11 protein-coding genes are annotated in these 15,274 nt (G+C 70.8%); 5 read left to right on the plus strand and 6 right to left on the minus strand.

Features of this window, described 5'->3' with window-relative positions:
* Window positions 1-19: 19 nt before the first annotated feature.
* A complete protein-coding gene (locus tag AC07EQ_RS30800; RefSeq protein ID WP_478391370.1) occupies window positions 20-784 on the minus strand; it encodes an IclR family transcriptional regulator in 765 nt (254 codons plus the stop codon).
* 108 nt (window positions 785-892) lie between these two features.
* Between AC07EQ_RS30800 and AC07EQ_RS30805 the strand changes: the two genes are divergently transcribed.
* The 3 genes from AC07EQ_RS30805 to AC07EQ_RS30815 all read left to right on the plus strand — a co-directional run bounded on the left by AC07EQ_RS30805 (window position 893) and on the right by AC07EQ_RS30815 (window position 4,252).
* Window positions 893-2,110, plus strand: coding sequence for a CaiB/BaiF CoA transferase family protein (locus AC07EQ_RS30805; protein WP_478391371.1), 1,218 nt, complete (start codon window positions 893-895; stop codon window positions 2,108-2,110).
* Entirely contained in the window at window positions 2,107-2,877 is a 771-nt protein-coding gene (locus AC07EQ_RS30810; RefSeq protein WP_478391372.1) for an enoyl-CoA hydratase/isomerase family protein, read from the plus strand. Before AC07EQ_RS30805 ends, AC07EQ_RS30810 begins: the two co-directional genes overlap by 4 nt.
* Before the next feature lie 100 nt (window positions 2,878-2,977).
* Complete coding sequence (locus AC07EQ_RS30815; protein ID WP_478391373.1) at window positions 2,978-4,252, plus strand: aspartate aminotransferase type Ic; 1,275 nt, start codon at window positions 2,978-2,980, stop codon at window positions 4,250-4,252.
* On the opposite strand, the gene AC07EQ_RS30820 is transcribed toward AC07EQ_RS30815, so the two are convergent.
* Complete coding sequence (locus AC07EQ_RS30820; RefSeq protein ID WP_478391374.1) at window positions 4,249-5,763, minus strand: FAD-dependent monooxygenase; 1,515 nt, start codon at window positions 5,761-5,763, stop codon at window positions 4,249-4,251. The genes AC07EQ_RS30815 and AC07EQ_RS30820 overlap by 4 nt on opposite strands.
* A gap of 71 nt (window positions 5,764-5,834) precedes the next feature.
* Between AC07EQ_RS30820 and AC07EQ_RS30825 the strand changes: the two genes are divergently transcribed.
* Window positions 5,835-6,551 carry a TetR/AcrR family transcriptional regulator gene (locus AC07EQ_RS30825; protein ID WP_478391375.1) on the plus strand — a complete coding sequence of 239 codons (717 nt, stop codon included), beginning with the start codon at window positions 5,835-5,837 and terminating at the stop codon, window positions 6,549-6,551.
* A 40-nt stretch (window positions 6,552-6,591) separates the two neighbouring features.
* Here the strand turns inward: AC07EQ_RS30825 and AC07EQ_RS30830 are convergent, their stop codons facing one another.
* Together AC07EQ_RS30830 and AC07EQ_RS30835 are read right to left on the minus strand one after the other, a co-directional pair.
* Window positions 6,592-7,290, minus strand: a complete 699-nt coding sequence (locus AC07EQ_RS30830) for a class I SAM-dependent methyltransferase (RefSeq protein ID WP_478391376.1) — start codon at window positions 7,288-7,290, stop codon at window positions 6,592-6,594.
* A gap of 80 nt (window positions 7,291-7,370) precedes the next feature.
* The gene (locus AC07EQ_RS30835) at window positions 7,371-10,553 is read right to left on the minus strand and encodes a cytochrome P450 (RefSeq protein WP_478391377.1); all 3,183 of its coding nucleotides are present in this window, start codon (window positions 10,551-10,553) and stop codon (window positions 7,371-7,373) included.
* 143 nt (window positions 10,554-10,696) lie between these two features.
* Between AC07EQ_RS30835 and AC07EQ_RS30840 the strand changes: the two genes are divergently transcribed.
* The gene (locus tag AC07EQ_RS30840; RefSeq protein WP_478391378.1) at window positions 10,697-11,359 is read left to right on the plus strand and encodes a helix-turn-helix transcriptional regulator; all 663 of its coding nucleotides are present in this window, start codon (window positions 10,697-10,699) and stop codon (window positions 11,357-11,359) included.
* 12 nt (window positions 11,360-11,371) lie between these two features.
* On the opposite strand, the gene AC07EQ_RS30845 is transcribed toward AC07EQ_RS30840, so the two are convergent.
* Window positions 11,372-14,677: an NACHT domain-containing protein gene (locus AC07EQ_RS30845; RefSeq protein WP_478391379.1), complete on the minus strand. Its 3,306-nt coding sequence runs from the start codon at window positions 14,675-14,677 to the stop codon at window positions 11,372-11,374.
* Window positions 14,678-14,808: 131 nt separating this feature from the next.
* Window positions 14,809-15,246, minus strand: a complete 438-nt coding sequence (locus AC07EQ_RS30850; RefSeq protein WP_478391380.1) for a MarR family winged helix-turn-helix transcriptional regulator — start codon at window positions 15,244-15,246, stop codon at window positions 14,809-14,811.
* Window positions 15,247-15,274 lie beyond the last annotated feature (28 nt).

The raw sequence follows: 15,274 nt of genomic DNA on the forward strand, positions 1-15,274 counted from the left end.
TTGGCGCGGCGTCGATCCGCTACGGCAGCGGGGCGACCGACGACGAGAGCCCTTGGGAGATGCGGAAAGCCGTGTCGCGGACCTGCCGGCCGACGGTCGCGTAGCGGTTGCGCGTGAGCCGCACCTTGGGCGCGGACACCGACAGCGAGCCGACCGCACCCGCGCCGGGCGGGCAGATGGCAGCGCCGATGGCCACGATGCCGGGCTGGTGCTCCTCCTCGTTCACGGCGTAGCCCTGCCTGCGGATGGTCGCCAGCTGGGCCAGCAGCGCATCGGGGTCGACGATCGTGCGATCGGTGACCCTGGACAGGTACTTCGCCAGGTAGTCGGCGACGTCGTCGTCCGGCATCGCGGCCAGCACGGCCTTGCCGTTGGACGTGGCGTGCAACGGCGAGCGGAGGCCCAGCGAGTAGAACGTGCGCAGCTGGTGGGCGCTGTCGAGGCGCTCGATGAGCACCACCTCGTTGCCGTCCGGCACCATCAGGTGCACCGTTTCGCCGGTGGCCGCCTGGAGTTCGCTGAGCAGCGGCAACGCCACCGACCGCAGATCCCGGTCGTTGGCGGCCTGGCTGCCCACCGAGAACGCCCGGCCGGTGATCGTCCAGCGGCGCAGCTCGTGCCCGGCGGGTTTGATCCACCCCGCCTCGTGCAACGTGGTCAGGCAGCGCTGGACGGTGGTCTTCGGCAACCCCAGCCGCTGGGTCAGGTCGCTGAGCCCGGCGGGCTGGTTCTCGGCCACCGCTTCCAGGACGCGGAGGGCGTTCTTGACGCTCTGCATGGACATGATCCACCTCTTGACGCGATGTGCGGCGCATCGTAGCGTCCAGATCCGTTCGGTCCACTGTGCGGATCGACGGACCACATCGTGGACCAGAGAACCGGAGGTCGCCCCATGACGCACGCGCCGCTGACCGGGATCCGGGTGATCGACCTGACGCGCGTGCTCGCCGGTCCGATGTGCACCGCCCTGCTGGCCGACCTCGGCGCCGAGGTGATCAAGGTGGAGCCGGTGCCGCACGGCGACGGCTCCCGCGCGTTCGGCCCGTTCGACGGGGACCGGAGCCAGTACTTCGCCGCGGTCAACCGGAACAAGCGCTCCCTCGCGCTGGACCTGCGCAGCCCGGCGGGCCAGGACGTCCTGGCCCGGCTGGTCGCCGATGCGGACGTGCTGGTGGAGAACTTCCGGCCGGGCGTGCTCGCGAAGCTCGGCCTGGATCCCGCGCGGCTGCGGGCGGAGCACCCGCGACTGGTGATCGCCAGCATCAGCGGCTACGGGCCGACCGGACCGGAACGGGAAACACCCGGGCTCGACCAGATCGCGCAGGGCATGTCGGGCCTGATGTCGGTCACCGGCGCCGGCGCGGAGACCCCGATGCGCGTCGGGGTGCCGATCATCGACACGATCACCGGGATCGTGGCGGCCCTCTCGGTCGCGGCGGCGGTCGCCGGGCGGGAACGCACCGGGGACGGCGCCCACGTGCAGACCTCGCTGCTGGAATCGGCGCTGGCGGCGCTGACCTTCCACGCGCAGGGCTACCTCAGCACCGGCGAGATCCCGCAACCGCAGGGCAACGATCACCCGGTGATCAGCCCGTACGGGATGTTCGACACGGCCGACTCCCCCATCAACATCGCCGCCGGTTCGCCACGACAGTGGGAGGCGCTCTGCGCCGCGCTCGGCGACCCGGCCCTGGCCGAGCGCCCGGAGTACGCCGATGGCGCGAGCCGCGTCGAGCACCGCGCCGCGCTGCGGGCCGATCTCGAACGACTGCTCCGCGCCGAGGGTTCGGCGCACTGGGTGGCGGCGCTGCGCGAAGCCGGTATCCCCTGCGGACCCGTGCACCGGATGGATCAGGTCTTCGCCGACCCGCAGGTGCAGGCGCTCGGTATGGTGCAGCAGGTCATGTCGACGGCCGGAGCCTCGATGCCGTTGCTGCGCGCGCCGATCTGGATCGACGACCAGCCCGCCGCGGTGCACTCCCCGCCACCGGAGTTCGGCGAGCACTCCGCGGCGATCCTGGCCCCGCTGTTCAACGAAGACGAGATCGAGGATCTGGACCGCCGCGGCATCACTCACCTGCCGACGACCACGGGAGCGACCAAGCGATGAACGACCTCACACCGGGCCGGCTGGACCTGCACATCGCCGAGCACATCGCATGGATCACCATCGACAACCCGAGCAGGCGCAACGCCATGAGCGCGAGCATGTGGCGGCAGGTCCCCGACCTGCTGACCAAGGTCGCCGACGATCCCGCCGTCCGGGTCGTCGTGCTCACCGGCGCGGGCGACGCGTTCTGCGCCGGCGCGAACATCAATGAACTGGACGAGATCGAGGGCGGCCGAGACGAGAGCGTGACGGTGACAGCCGAGCGGGCGCTGCTCACCTGCCCGCTACCGACGATCGCGCTGATCAACGGGCTCTGCATCGGCGGCGGCTGCCAGCTCGCGGCCGCCTGCGACATCCGCATCACCGACACCGGCGCCACCTTCGGCATCACCCCGGCCAAGCTCGGCATCGTCTACCCCGCCTCCAGCATCGCCCGGCTCACCGAGCTCGTCGGGCCGGTGAACGCGAAACTGCTGCTGTTCTCCGCGGACTTCTTCGACGCCGCACGCGCGCTCCAGATGCGACTGGTCGACGAGATCACCGACGACGCCCGCGGCCGCGCGATCGCCCTCGCGACGACCATCGCCGGGCGCTCCCAGCTGACGGTCCGGGCATCCAAGCAACTCATCGACATGGCCAGCCGAGGCGAGTCGCTCGACGAACGCCGCCAGTACTGGCAGGACCTGTCCACTGAAAGCGGCGAGAGCGCCGAAGGGATCAGCGCCTTCCTCCAGCGCCGCCCGCCGGAGTTCCCGTACCGCGGCTGACCACAGTGGACACCGGCCGTTCCCGGACGGCGCGGGCGGGATCGACGATGCGGCGACCTGTAGGCTTCCCGCAGGTCGCCGCACGCGAAGGGAACGCACGATGCCCGTTGGTACGAACGCCGAGACAACCTCCACACTGGTCGAAACCGCCCGCCGCGATTACCGCGAACTGGTGGACGCCGGCCTGTCGTTCGACCTGACCCGCGGCAAGCCCTCGCCCGAGCAGCTCGACCTGGCGGCCGGCCTGCAGGAGCTGCCCGGCGCCGGCCGGCCCACCGCCGCGGACGGCACCGACTGCCGGAATTACGGTGGCCTGCAGGGCCTGCCGGAGATGCGGGCGCTGTTCGCGGACTTCCTCCAGGTGCCGGTGGAGCAGCTGCTGGCCGCGGGCAACTCCAGCCTGGAGCTGATGCACGACTGCCTGGTGCACGCGCTGCTGAGCGTCCTGCCGGGCGCCGAGTCGCGCTGGGCCGGCCAGGAGCGCATCGCCTTCCTGTGCCCGGTTCCCGGCTACGACCGGCATTTCTCCCTCTGCGCGCGCTTCGGCATCGAGATGATCCCGGTCGCGATGACCGCCGACGGGCCCGACATGTCCGAAGTGGAGCGGCTGGTCGCCGAGGACCCGGCGATCAAGGGCATCTGGTGCGTGCCGAAGTACAGCAACCCGGACGGCACCTGCTACTCGGACGAGACGGTGCGGCGGCTGGCCGGGATGCGCACGGCCGCCCCGGACTTCCGGATCTTCTGGGACAACGCCTACGCGGTGCACCACCTCACCGACGAGCGGGTGGAGATCGCCGACCTGCTGGCGGCGTGCGCCGAGGCCGGAAACCCGGACCGGGCCTTCGTCTTCGGCTCGACCTCCAAGATCACCTGGGCCGGGGCCGGTGTCGCGTTCTTCGGTTCCTCGCCGGCCAACCGCGACTGGCTGCTGGCCAACAACTCGAAGCGCTCGATCGGCCCGGACAAGGTCAACCAGCTCCGGCACGTGCTGTTCCTCGAGGACGCCGACGGGGTGCGCGCCCACATGGACCGCCACCGCGCGCTGCTGCAGCCCAAGTTCGAGGCGGTGCTGCGCATCTTCGACGAGGAGCTCGGCGGCACGGACCTGGCCGAGTGGACGTCCCCGAAGGGCGGGTACTTCATCTCGCTGCGGGTGCCCGACGGCTGCGCCAAGGAGGTCGTGCGCCTGGCGGGCGACGCCGGGATCGCGCTGACCCCGGCCGGTGCCACCCACCCGCACGGCGTCGATCCGGACGACGCGGTCATCCGGATCGCCCCCAGCTACCCCGGGCGACAGGAGCTGGAGCAGGCGATCCGCGGCCTCACCACCTGCGTCCGCCTCGCCGGGTACGAGAAGCGCCTGGCCGGCTAACGACCGGTGACCGCGGCGAACGCCTTCCGCAGCGTCGCGGGATCCGCGCTTCCTGGTGCGCGCCAGGCGATGAAACCGTCTGGCCGCACCAGCAAGGCGCCGTCGTGGTCGACGTTCGCCGAGGACGCCCAGTCCGCGTCGAGCTGCACGGCCGTCAGCCCGATCTCGCGCGCCGCCTCCACCCAGTGGCCGCCGCCGGGGCCGGTCAGCACCGCGAAGCGGGATCCGACCAGGTCCAAGGTGGACACGCTCGTCCCGGCCACCCAACGGTGCGGCAGCCGCGAGCCGGGCGCGCCGTCGAGGCTCGCGTCGACGTCCTCTGTGGACGGCACGTCGACCACCGGGTCGATCACCGCCGAGGAGTCGTACCGGTGGGCCATGAGCACCACCGGGGCGTTCCACATCCCGGCCGCGGCGCGCTCCGCGGCCGCCGCCGGATCCCAGTGCAGGCGCGGGTGCTCCCAGCGCAGCAGCGCCTGCCGGGTCACCAGCTCGGCGACCGCGTGGCGTTCCTCGTGGTAGCTGTCCAGCAACCGGTCACCCGCCTGCCCGGCGAGCACCATGCCGAGTTTCCAGGCGAGGTTGTGGGCGTCCGCCACGCCGGTGTTCAGCCCCATGGCCCCGAGCGGCGAGATGGCCCGCGCGGCGTCGCCGACGAGGAAGGCGCGGCCGGAGCGGAATTCGTCCGCCATGCGCACGGTCGCCCGCCACGGCAGCGCGTTGACGATCTCCACGGGCACGTCCGCGCCGAGCGCAGTGCGGACCGCCGCGGCGCACTGCTGCCCGGAAAGGCCTCCGACCGCATCCAGGCCGACGTGCAGCACCCAGCGCTTCTCGCCGACGGCCAACATCATGCCCGGGGCGTCCGGATGGCTGACCTGCACCATGACCGGCATCGAACCGAAGTGGCCCACCAGGTCGGCGTTGAACAGGATGTTCACGGTGGTGTCGCCGATTTCGCCCGGCCCCGTAGTGGCGATCCCCAGCGCGTCGCGCACCGCGCTGTTCACGCCGTCCGCGCCCACCAGGTAGTCGGCGTGGATCACGCGCCCATCGGACAACGTCACCGCCACTCCATCGGCGTCCTGCTCGACCTCGGTCACGGCCACGCCGAACTCGACGGTCGCCCCGCGTTCGCGGGCCGCCGGCAGGAGCACCGTGTCGAGCCGATCTTGCGGGTAGTGCCCATGCGGCATCTCCGGCGAGATGCCGGAGGAGATCGGCGGCTTCACGAATCGCGGCGCCCGGCTGCGGTCGATCTCGGCGACCGTGCGCGCGTCCGCCTTCCACATCTCCGCAGACCGGACGGCGACGTCGTCGATCGCATCGCGCAACCCGACTTCGCGGAAGAACTCCAACGTGCGCTGGCTGATCCCGAGCGCACGGGGGTGGTTGGACGGCGCAGCGCGGCGCTCGACGACCAGTGATGGCATGCCGTGATGGCCGAGGAACACGGCAGCGGCCAGGCCGACGGTGCCGCCGCCGGCGATGAGGACCGGTATCCGGGACATGAGAGCCTCCTCGAACTCGGGAACAGTGTTCCCATTTTGGGCACACTGTACCCGACGCGTACACTGTGCCCATGTCTGCTCGATCACAGCCCTCGGCCCTGGTCTGGATGCGCGACCGGGAGCGCGGCAGCCGTCCGGCGCTCAGCGAGGAGCAGATCGTCCGCACCGCGATCCGGATCGCCGACGCCGAAGGCATCGATGCGCTGTCCATGCGGCGGATCGCGGCCGAGATGGGTTCCGGCACCACCTCGCTGTACCGCCACATCACCAACAAGGACGAGCTGATCGAGCTGATGATCGACGCGGTGCACGGCGAAATGCCGCTGCCGGAAGGGCGCGGCGAGGACTGGCTCGCCGAGCTGGCCGCGTGCGCCAGGACCTTCCGCGCCGGGCTGCTGGAGCACCCTTGGCTGGCGCAACAGGCCGCCCGGTGCCCTGCGCTCGGCCCGAACGTGATCAAACGGGGCGATCACACGCTCGGCGTGGTGAGCCGGGCGACCGCCGACGCGACGCGAGCGGGCATGGTCGTCGACGCCGTCAACACCTTCGTGCTCGGCTCGGTGGCCGCGGAACTGGCCGAGCTGGAGGCGCGGCGCACGACGGGCATGACCGTCGACGAATGGCGGAACGCGGTCGGCGCCTACGTGCGGCAGGTGGTCGAGTCCGGCGAGTTCCCCCACTTCAACCGCGGAATCCTGGAGTCCGGCGACCCAGATCCCGACGACCGCTTCGAGTTCGGCCTCAACTGCCTGCTCGCCGGCATCGCCGCCGCGCTCGGCCGCCCGTGAACAGCGGAACTCCCGCCCCGGCGGGGCAGGAGTTCCCGGGTCAGCCGAGGTCGGCGACCTCCCACAGGCCCAGCGCCTTGTCGGCGTACCGCCCGTCGCCTTCGACGCAGCCCTCGACGATGAGTTCCAGCGGGGCCGGGAAGCCGAACGGCGCCAGCTGCAAGTTCAGCGGGCGCCAGTCCCCGGTCTCCACGTCGACGTTCACCGCCAGCTCCGGGAACGTCGTGGTCAGCAGGTACCGCGCCCCGCTGCGCCGGATGTTGCGCAACGCGGCCCGGATCTGGTCGAAGGTGAGGTGCACCAGGCAGTCCCGGCACAGCACGAGATCCGCCGCGGGCAGCGGATCCGCGGTGAGGTCGAGGATCTCGAACCGGCGTTGCGCGCCGCCGTAGCGATCCCGGTTGTGCGCAACGAGTTCCGGCACGATGTCGGCGCCGACGTAGGTTTCGACGCCCAGGTCGGTGGTGCTGAGCCAACCGAAGTCCCCGCAGGGGACGTCCGCGACGGTGCGCACGCCACGCCTGCGCAGCAGAGCGGGGATTTCGGTCCGGATGTGCTCGGTCGCGGTGCTCTCCGAACCGTGCCCGGAAACCGATTCCTCGCTCCCCCACAGGTTGTGCTCGTAGATGTAGCGGAACACCGCATCGGTCTCCTGCCGGCGGAGGTTCTCGCGGTGCTTCCGGTAGTTGACGTTCGACAGCAGCTCCGGACGCCCCCAGCCCATCCCGGACTCGCTCATCCTCGTCGTCCCTTCCACAGCTCCACGGCCGCCGCCACCGACGGCCCAGCACCCGACCTTGGCACAGATCGCGGAGCGCGTCAGCCGCCGTACACGTCCTCCACGTATCGCCCGTCGGCGATGAGTCCCCGCAACCAGGCGTCGGCGGTTTCCGCGTCGCTACCGGGAATTCGCTCGCGGTACACCGTGCGGAACGCCTCGCGCACCCCCGGCGCCATCCGGTTGCCGTCGCCGCAGACGTAGACCTTCGCCCCGTCCTGCAACAGGTTCCAGACCTCGTCGACTTCCGCCGCGATGCGATGCTGCACGAACCGGTGCCCGCCGACCGGCGCTTCGCTGAAGACCGGACGGACGGCGACCGCGCCGGCCGACTCGGCGGCGGCGAGTTCCGCCGCGTGGAGGTAGTCGGCATCCGCCGCGTCGCAACCGAAGTAGCACACCGCGGGGGCGAGCCGGGCGCCGCTTTCGACGAGGCCGCGCCGGTCCGCGATCGCGCCCCGGAACGGCGCCAGGCCGGTGCCCGCGGCGATCATGACCACCGGGACGTCCGTGCCGATGCGGAACGCTTCGCGGCACGGCTGGACGCGCGCCAGGATGGTGTCGCCCGGCCGCACCGCGTTCAGGTATCCCGAGCCGGTGCCCCGGAACTCCCCTCGCCCGGAGCGCGCCGGACCCTGCAGCAGGGAGACCATCAGGTCGGCGTGGCGCGGATCGGCCGCCGGTGAGGAGGAGATCGAGTAGTGCCGCGGCCGCATCGGCGGCAGCAGGTCCAGGATCACCGGCCAGGTCAGGACTTCGCGCAGCGCCGGATGGTCCTCGATCACGTCCAGGAGCGTGCGCTGGTCAGCGGCGTCGTCGGCGAGCGCCCGGAGAGCGGCCTGCTCCGGCGGGCACGGGTTGAGGTCGGCGAGGACGCCGAGCTGTTCGGCGGTCGGGCGGTCCTGCAGCTCCACGTGCCGGGCCAGGAGATCGCGCACGGCGATCGGCCGGTCGATCGGGAGGGCGTCACGGCCCGGGCGGCCCGGGGTGATGTTGAGGACCGCGTCCGGATCGACGCCCAGCAGCTCGGCGGCCCGGGCGACCAGCGCCGGGTCGTTGGCCGGGAGAACCGTCAGGTGGTCTGCGGTCCGGTAGTCGCACCCCTCGGGCAGCGCCACCCGGACGAGGCGCTTGACCCGCGGGTACGCCGGCTCGGTGAGGGTGGCGACCTCGGTCACCACCATCTCGGCCACGTCGTGCCGGGCGGCGAGCGCATCGAGCGGACCGCCGGTGATTTCCGCGACCGCGTAACCGGTTTCGCGCTGCGGCGCCGCCCCGGCCGCGGCGGGATCACCGTGCCGTTCCAGCAGCGCGCTTCGCAGCGATGCGGTGAACTTCCGCACCGCGCCGGTCAGATCACCCGCGGCGTCCGCCGCCGCGCGCTCGACGATGCGGGTGCCGCCGAGCTCGGCGAGCCGGGCGTCGAGGCGCGTCGGAACGTGCTGGTAGGTGGCCGCCCAGTTGCGGTCGCCGACGCCCAGCACCGCGAAGGCCACGCCCTCGGCCGCGCCGGGTTCGGCCTCGTCCAGCCAGCGCGCGAACGACACCGCGTCGTCGGTCGGGTGGCCGTTGTAGGAGGCGGCGACGATGACGACCGCCCGGTCGGCGGGCAGACCGCCCGCGTAGGCGTCCAGCGGCGCGACTTCGACCTCGCAGCCGAGGTCGGCGCCGGCGTCGGCGAGCCGGCCGGCGAAGTCGCGGCAGGTGCCGTAGTTCGAGCCGTGCAGGAGGAGCAGCTCGGTGCCCGGCAGCACGCGGCCGGGCAGCCCGGCGTCGGCCACCGGTTCGTCGGCCGCTCCGGAAGTGCCGGCAGGCAGCGCCGCGCGATTCGCCGCGCGGTCCGCGGCGGTGCGCGGCAGGAGGGTCAGCGTCAGCCCTTCCGGTTTGAGCGTCAGCGTTTCCTTCACGTCGAGCCGGTAGCCGGCTTGATCGACCAGCCGGTACCGGTGCACCAGCATCCCGAGCAGCATGGTGGCCTCGTGCAGGGCGAACTGCCGCCCGATGCACGCGCGCTCACCGGTGCCGAACGGCTTGAACGCGTGCGGCGACCGGGCCGCCTCGGCCTCGGGGGTGAACCGCGTCGGGTCGAAGAGCTCGGGGTTGTCGCCCCACACCGGGTCGCGGTGCAGCACCGGCGTCAGCACCGCCACGGATTCCCCGGCGCGCAGCGGAATCCGCCCGCCCAGCAAGGTGTCCTCGCGCGCCACTCGCCCGAAGGCCGGCGCCGACGGCCACAACCGCAGCGCCTCGTTGAGCACCTGGCGGGTGGCGGTCAGGCGGCCGACGTCCTCGAACGTCGGGTCCGGTTCGGTGTCGCCCCACAGCTCGTCCACCTCGCGCTGCACCACGTGCAGCGCCGTCGGGTGCTTGGCGAGGAAGTGCAGCGCGAACGACAGGGTGCCGGACGTCGTCTCGTGCCCGGCGATGAGGAAGGTGATGATCTGGTTGCGGATGTTGGCGAGGTCCAGCGTGGTGCCGTCGGCGGGGTGCGCCGCGCCGAGCATGAGCCCCAGGAGGTCGTCGGCCGACGTTTCGCCCGCGGCCGTGCGGGCGCCGATGACGTCGTCGACCACGGACGCCAGGTACGCCGCGTCGGCCCGGAACGCCGCGTCGCGCCCGGCGTGATCGGCGCCGGGCGGCATGGTCAGCCGCGACATGCTCCAGTCGAGGCAGCGCACCATGGAGCCGACGAACGGGTGCGGCTCGTCGCGGTCGAACGAGCCGAAGTCGAAACCGAAACCGGCCAGCCCGATGGTGTCCAGCGTCATCCGCGTCATGTCGTCGGGCACGTCCACCGGCACGCCGGCGGCGGCCCGGCGGTCCCAGGACCCGAGGAGGCGGCGGGCCACCCGCAGCATGACCGGGTGGTAGGTGCGCATCGAGCCGAGGGCGAAGGCGGGCATCAGGATGTCGTGCGCCTTGCCCCAGTTGGGTTCCTCGTTGTAGGCGGTGAACAGGCCGTCCCCGGCGAACTCGCGGACGTTCTGCAGCGCGGGTCCGACCGCCTTGGCGAACCGCTGCTCGTCCGCCAGCTCGGTGACCAGGCCCAGGTCGCCGACCAGGAGGGTCTCGCGGTCGTGGAAGCGGCGCCGGAACACCGGGCCGTGCCGCCGGGCGAGCGCCATCGCCTGCTGGGTCGGCCGGTTCGTGAGGCCGGTGTCCGAAACGTCGATGACGGGAACGCCGTCGTCGACTCGCGGGTGGATCAGGGTGGCGTCGGTCATTCGGGGCGCGTCCTCTGCTCGGGAGTGGTTGCTGCCTCCACGTTCGCGGCAGCCGCGGGCGTCTCGGGGCACCGGCACTACACGAATGCGTAGTAGTCTCTGCGGCATCGGACTTGCATCCTGATCTTCGAGATGGCAGTGGCATGGGACAGGAGTGGCGGGGCGGACCGCCGGGGCGCGCGTACCGGGATGATGCGGTGGCGTGGCGCAACCGGGCGGTGATCCTGCTGGACCACCTGCCGATGCCGGTCGCGGTGTGCGACACCGGAGGCGCGATCCTGCTGGCCAATCCCCTGATGGCCGCGGAGTGGGGCACGCTGCCCAGCCAGTTGCGCGGCCGCAACGCGCTCGACTTCTTCCGCCCGCGCTCCAGCGATCAGCTGCACCCGGTCGTCGAGGCGCTGCGGCGCCGCCGCCGGTCCCGCTACCCGGTCGAGGTGCGCTGGTCCGCGCCGGGCGGGGCGGAGCGGCACGGCGATATGACCGTCGACGTGGTCAGCGAGGCCCCGGATGCCGAGACCGCGTTGCTGTTGCTGCTGAACGTCCTCGGCGACGTCACCGAGCCCGCCGAACAACCCGCCACCGCCCTGGTCAGCCCGGTGGAGGCGCGGATCCTCGCGCTCGCGGCCGGCGGCGTGACCACCGCGCAGATCGCCAAGTCGGTCGGCCTGACCGCGGACGGGGTCAACTACCACTTGCAGCGCATGTCCCGCCGCTGGCGCGTGCCGAACCGGACCGCGCTGGTGGCCCGCGCCTACGTGCTGGGCGTGCTGAAACCCGGGTCCTGGCCGCCAGAACCCGCCTGACACTGTCCGCCACTAGCGCTTTCCGATGGACGGGTGCACTTGGCTGTGCTCTCCAAGACGGTCCGCGTTGTAGACGTTGCCGCTGTGGTAGACGACCAGGTTGCTCTTGCCGCGCAACGCGGTCAGGTCGAGGCGACGGCCGGATCTGGACACGTCCAGCATCTGTAGCGCGGGCACGTCAGCGAGCGGACTCAGGTCATCAAGCCACTCGCAGTCGACGACCGAGAGTCTGACGAGTGAGCCGAGACCCGCCAACGGCGAAAGATCGTGAACGTTCAGCCCGAACAGATTGAGCTCCGTCAACCCGCGCAGCGACGCGACTTCGTCGAGCGACCGGATGTCGGGACACCACCGCAGTGACAACGACTCCAGCGAAGTCGACTCGAGATGGCGTCCCAGGCTCCGGAGTTGAGGGCAGTCGATGAGCTCCAAGCGACGCAAAGCCGGAAACCGGTCCGCGCCTGCCAGGCTTTCCAGGGTTCTGCTCGCATCGAGGGACAGCTCGCGCAACGATGCACTGGAACCCAACTCCGACAACTCGCGGATGTGCTGACATCTTCTGATGGCCAGCCGGCCGACGCTTGGGCGCGTTCGCAGCAACCGCGCGGCATCTGAAGCTGAGACGCCTTCGATGCCGACGCCCACCAACCTCTCGCAGCCGATGATCGTCTCGATGTCAGGCGTACCCCCGCAGCCTTTCAGGGACACCGACAGCAGTTCGGGCAGCTCCCGCAACGCCGAGAAGTCGGCCAGCAGCGGACAGTCGGACAACTCCAGCAGTGACAGGTTCGGGTGGCCGCGGAGGAAGCCCAAGTCGCGGAGCCGGTCGTTGCCCGACATCCGCAACGACCGCAGGCGGGGTGTGTTCTTCAACAGCTGCAGATCGCTGGGCCGAGTCGCGCCGTCCAGCCGGCAGTCCACGTCGGTGATCTGCGGAACGTGCGGTAGACCCACGAGGACGCTCACATCGTTGATCAGCATCGACCGACCGGACAGCGGTGCGTCCGCCAGCACCTCGCGGGCGAAGTGGACCGGATCGAAGTAGCTCCACGCGTTCACGACTTCCTGGAACACGAGATCGCGCCGGTCCTCGGCAAGCGCCGCCAGGATCGGGAGCGCCTCCGCCCCACCGACCAGGCCCGCGGTGAGCGCGGTCGCGGCGGCCTCGTGAGGCTTCATCGCGTCCGAGATCCGGAGCAGCGGAAGAACGTCCTTTCCCATGGCAGCGAGGCTTCGCGCTTCCGTCGCGGACTTGGGCGGAACGAGTTGCCGCAGGCAGTCGGTTATGCGCCGGTGCAGCGACGGTTCGAGCTGCGTCGCCGTTTCCAGACAGGAGACCGCGAGGAGTTGCAGCCGCGCGCGACGATCGCGATCGGCCCCCACGGCTTCCTCGCTCGCGTCGAGCAGGCCGTCCAACAACTTCTCGCGCTCCCCTGGCCGCGCGTGGCCGACCGCCATCACGATCACTTCGCCATAGGTGTCGTTGTCCGCCTGCCTGATCAACATCTCGATCGAGTCGGTGTCCACGATCCTCTTCGCCGCCAGGTACTCCTGAAACGTCTTGTGCAGGAAGTCGACCTGTCCAGCGCTGTGTTCCCGGAGCAGGCCACTGCGCAACAGCAGGTGCTGGAAAACCTGCTCGGCGTCCAGTTCCCGGCTGCGCGTGGAACGCAGGCATTCCCCCAGCCGGCGCACCAGCCGCACGGAGTCGGCGACGGTGAGCTCGTTGATCGTGAACCAGTGAGCCAGGTCCTCCAACAGCAGCATCTTCTCGGACAGGCTCAGCGACACCGCCGACTCTGCGTCCGGTACCCGGCGTTCGATATCGCGGCGGCTCAGCAACATCTCCAACGCCGTCCTGTACAGCTCCATGCGTTCGCGCGGCAGTTGGGTGCGCCGATCGTGGTTGAGTGCGCAGACCAGCGCGCACAGCAACGGGTTGGTCGTGAGGTTCCGCAGCGCCTGGCTCGCGTCGATGGCCGCGATCAGCGTCGATTCGTACGCCTCCACCTCGGCGTGCTCGTCGGCCGGATGGTCGGCTGCCACCGCTTCGTGCCAGTGCCTGATGAACGCCCTGGTTCGGGAGCGGCTCATCGGTTGCAGCTCAGCGACGAGGTAGCTCCCGTCGTCCAGCCAGCCCTCGCTGACGGCGGGTGGCCTCGATGTCACCACGTACCGGCAGTTCGGGAAGGCTCCGGCCAAGTCGGACAGCCATTCGCGTACTGCGTCGCGATCCCGTGCCGAAACCTCGTCCAGGCCGTCCACCAGCACCAGTCCGCGTCCGGACTTCAGCACGTCGTACGCCCAGCCGCTGGGCATCCGGTCCTTCAGCTGCCAGGCCACGGTGTTGAGAAGCTCCCCGGGTGACGGCAGTTGCCGGCCAACGAACTTGCGCAGCTGGACGAAGAACGGAACCAGGCCGTTCCACGGCGCCAGCGAAGATTCCAACGTCCCCTGCGCGCATTTGACCGCCAGCCACTGCAGCAGCGTCGTCTTGCCCGACCCGGCTTCACCCCTGATGAGGGTGCGGGAGCTCCCGGAGAGCGCGTCGTCGACGCTGAGTTCCTCTGCCGTGTCGGAATCGACCGACACGGACAGACCGATGTAGGCCACGCTCAGCCTGTGCCGCCGGCTCGGGCCGGACAGCGTCACGCCGAAGAGCTGGGTCCGGTCCAGTTTCCGGGCCAGCTCCCGCTGGTACTCCAGCTCGAACTCGGTAGCGCTGCCCATCGCGGACACCACACCGCGCTGCGGCATCCGGTCCAGCACCTCCCGCAGCAGCTCGATGATCTCCGTGTCGCGTTCGAGCAGTTCTCGCAGGACTCGGCTCTGAAAGCTGGGCAGGGTGGAGATGACCTCGGTGAGGTAGGCGCACGCCTCGTGCAGCACCAGCTCGAAGAACTTGACACCGGGTTCCCCGAGCTGGATCTCGCGGAGCACCTGCGCGGCCGAATGCTTGATCAGGGCCTCGACGGCAGCCGACGACGCGTCGGCGCGGAGCACGCGTTCGTCGGAGAGATCCGCGGCTTCGAAGGCCCGAGCAACACCGTCCAGCGCGGCGAGCCGTTCATGGTCGGCGAGGTCGCGCAACTCGGTGCCGCTCAGCGGTTCGAGGCGCTCGGCGATGATCTCGGCCAGCTGGTCGATCTGGCGGCGAAGCCGCCGTTGCGGCAGCAGTCCGAGTCCCCGCGCCCCCGCGAGTTCCACCAGGGTGAGCCGTCGCTCCGCGGCAGCCTGCCTGCTGCGCAACAGACCTTTCCCGGCGGCGGTCGCGATCACGCCACCGATCTTGAGCAGAGCCGCTTCGAGTGCGCTCAACCGTCAACCCCCGTTGAAATCCCCGCTACGAGCAGATCCAGCAGCATATCCACGGGCGGTACGCGATCGGGCCGCCGAACAGTGCATCGCACAGATGCGGAAGACGCGCACAACGAACCGCCTGGGGCGACCTATCGGACCGTCGACGCCTGGTCGACCTTTTCCAGCAGTTCCAGCAGGGTTTGCCGCTGTCCGGCGGTGAGCGGGGCGAACAGTTCGCCGGCCGCGCGGGCGCGGAGCTCGGCCAGCCGCTTGCACGTCTTGCGGCCTTCCGGGGTCAGCTCCAGCAGGGTGGAGCGGCGGTTGCCGGGATCGACCTCGCGCCGCAGCAGGCCCGCCTCTTCGAGGGCGTCGACGATCGGCGTCACCGCTCGCGGCACCACGTGCAGCCGCTCGGCCAGCTCCGCCATGCGAGGCGGCGTCTCGCACCTGCCCAGCACGGACAGCGCACGCGCTTGCGCGGGCGTCAGCCCGAGATCTCCGGCGCCGCGCCGCTGCAGGACGTGCGCGGACTTGGCGAGCCGCAGGAACAGCGCGCCGAGACGTTCTTCCTCACCACCGGCATCCACCCGCCCAGCTTAACAGAGTGACAGTAAT

The sequence above is a fragment of the Saccharopolyspora sp. NPDC045839 genome, assembly GCF_056431645.1.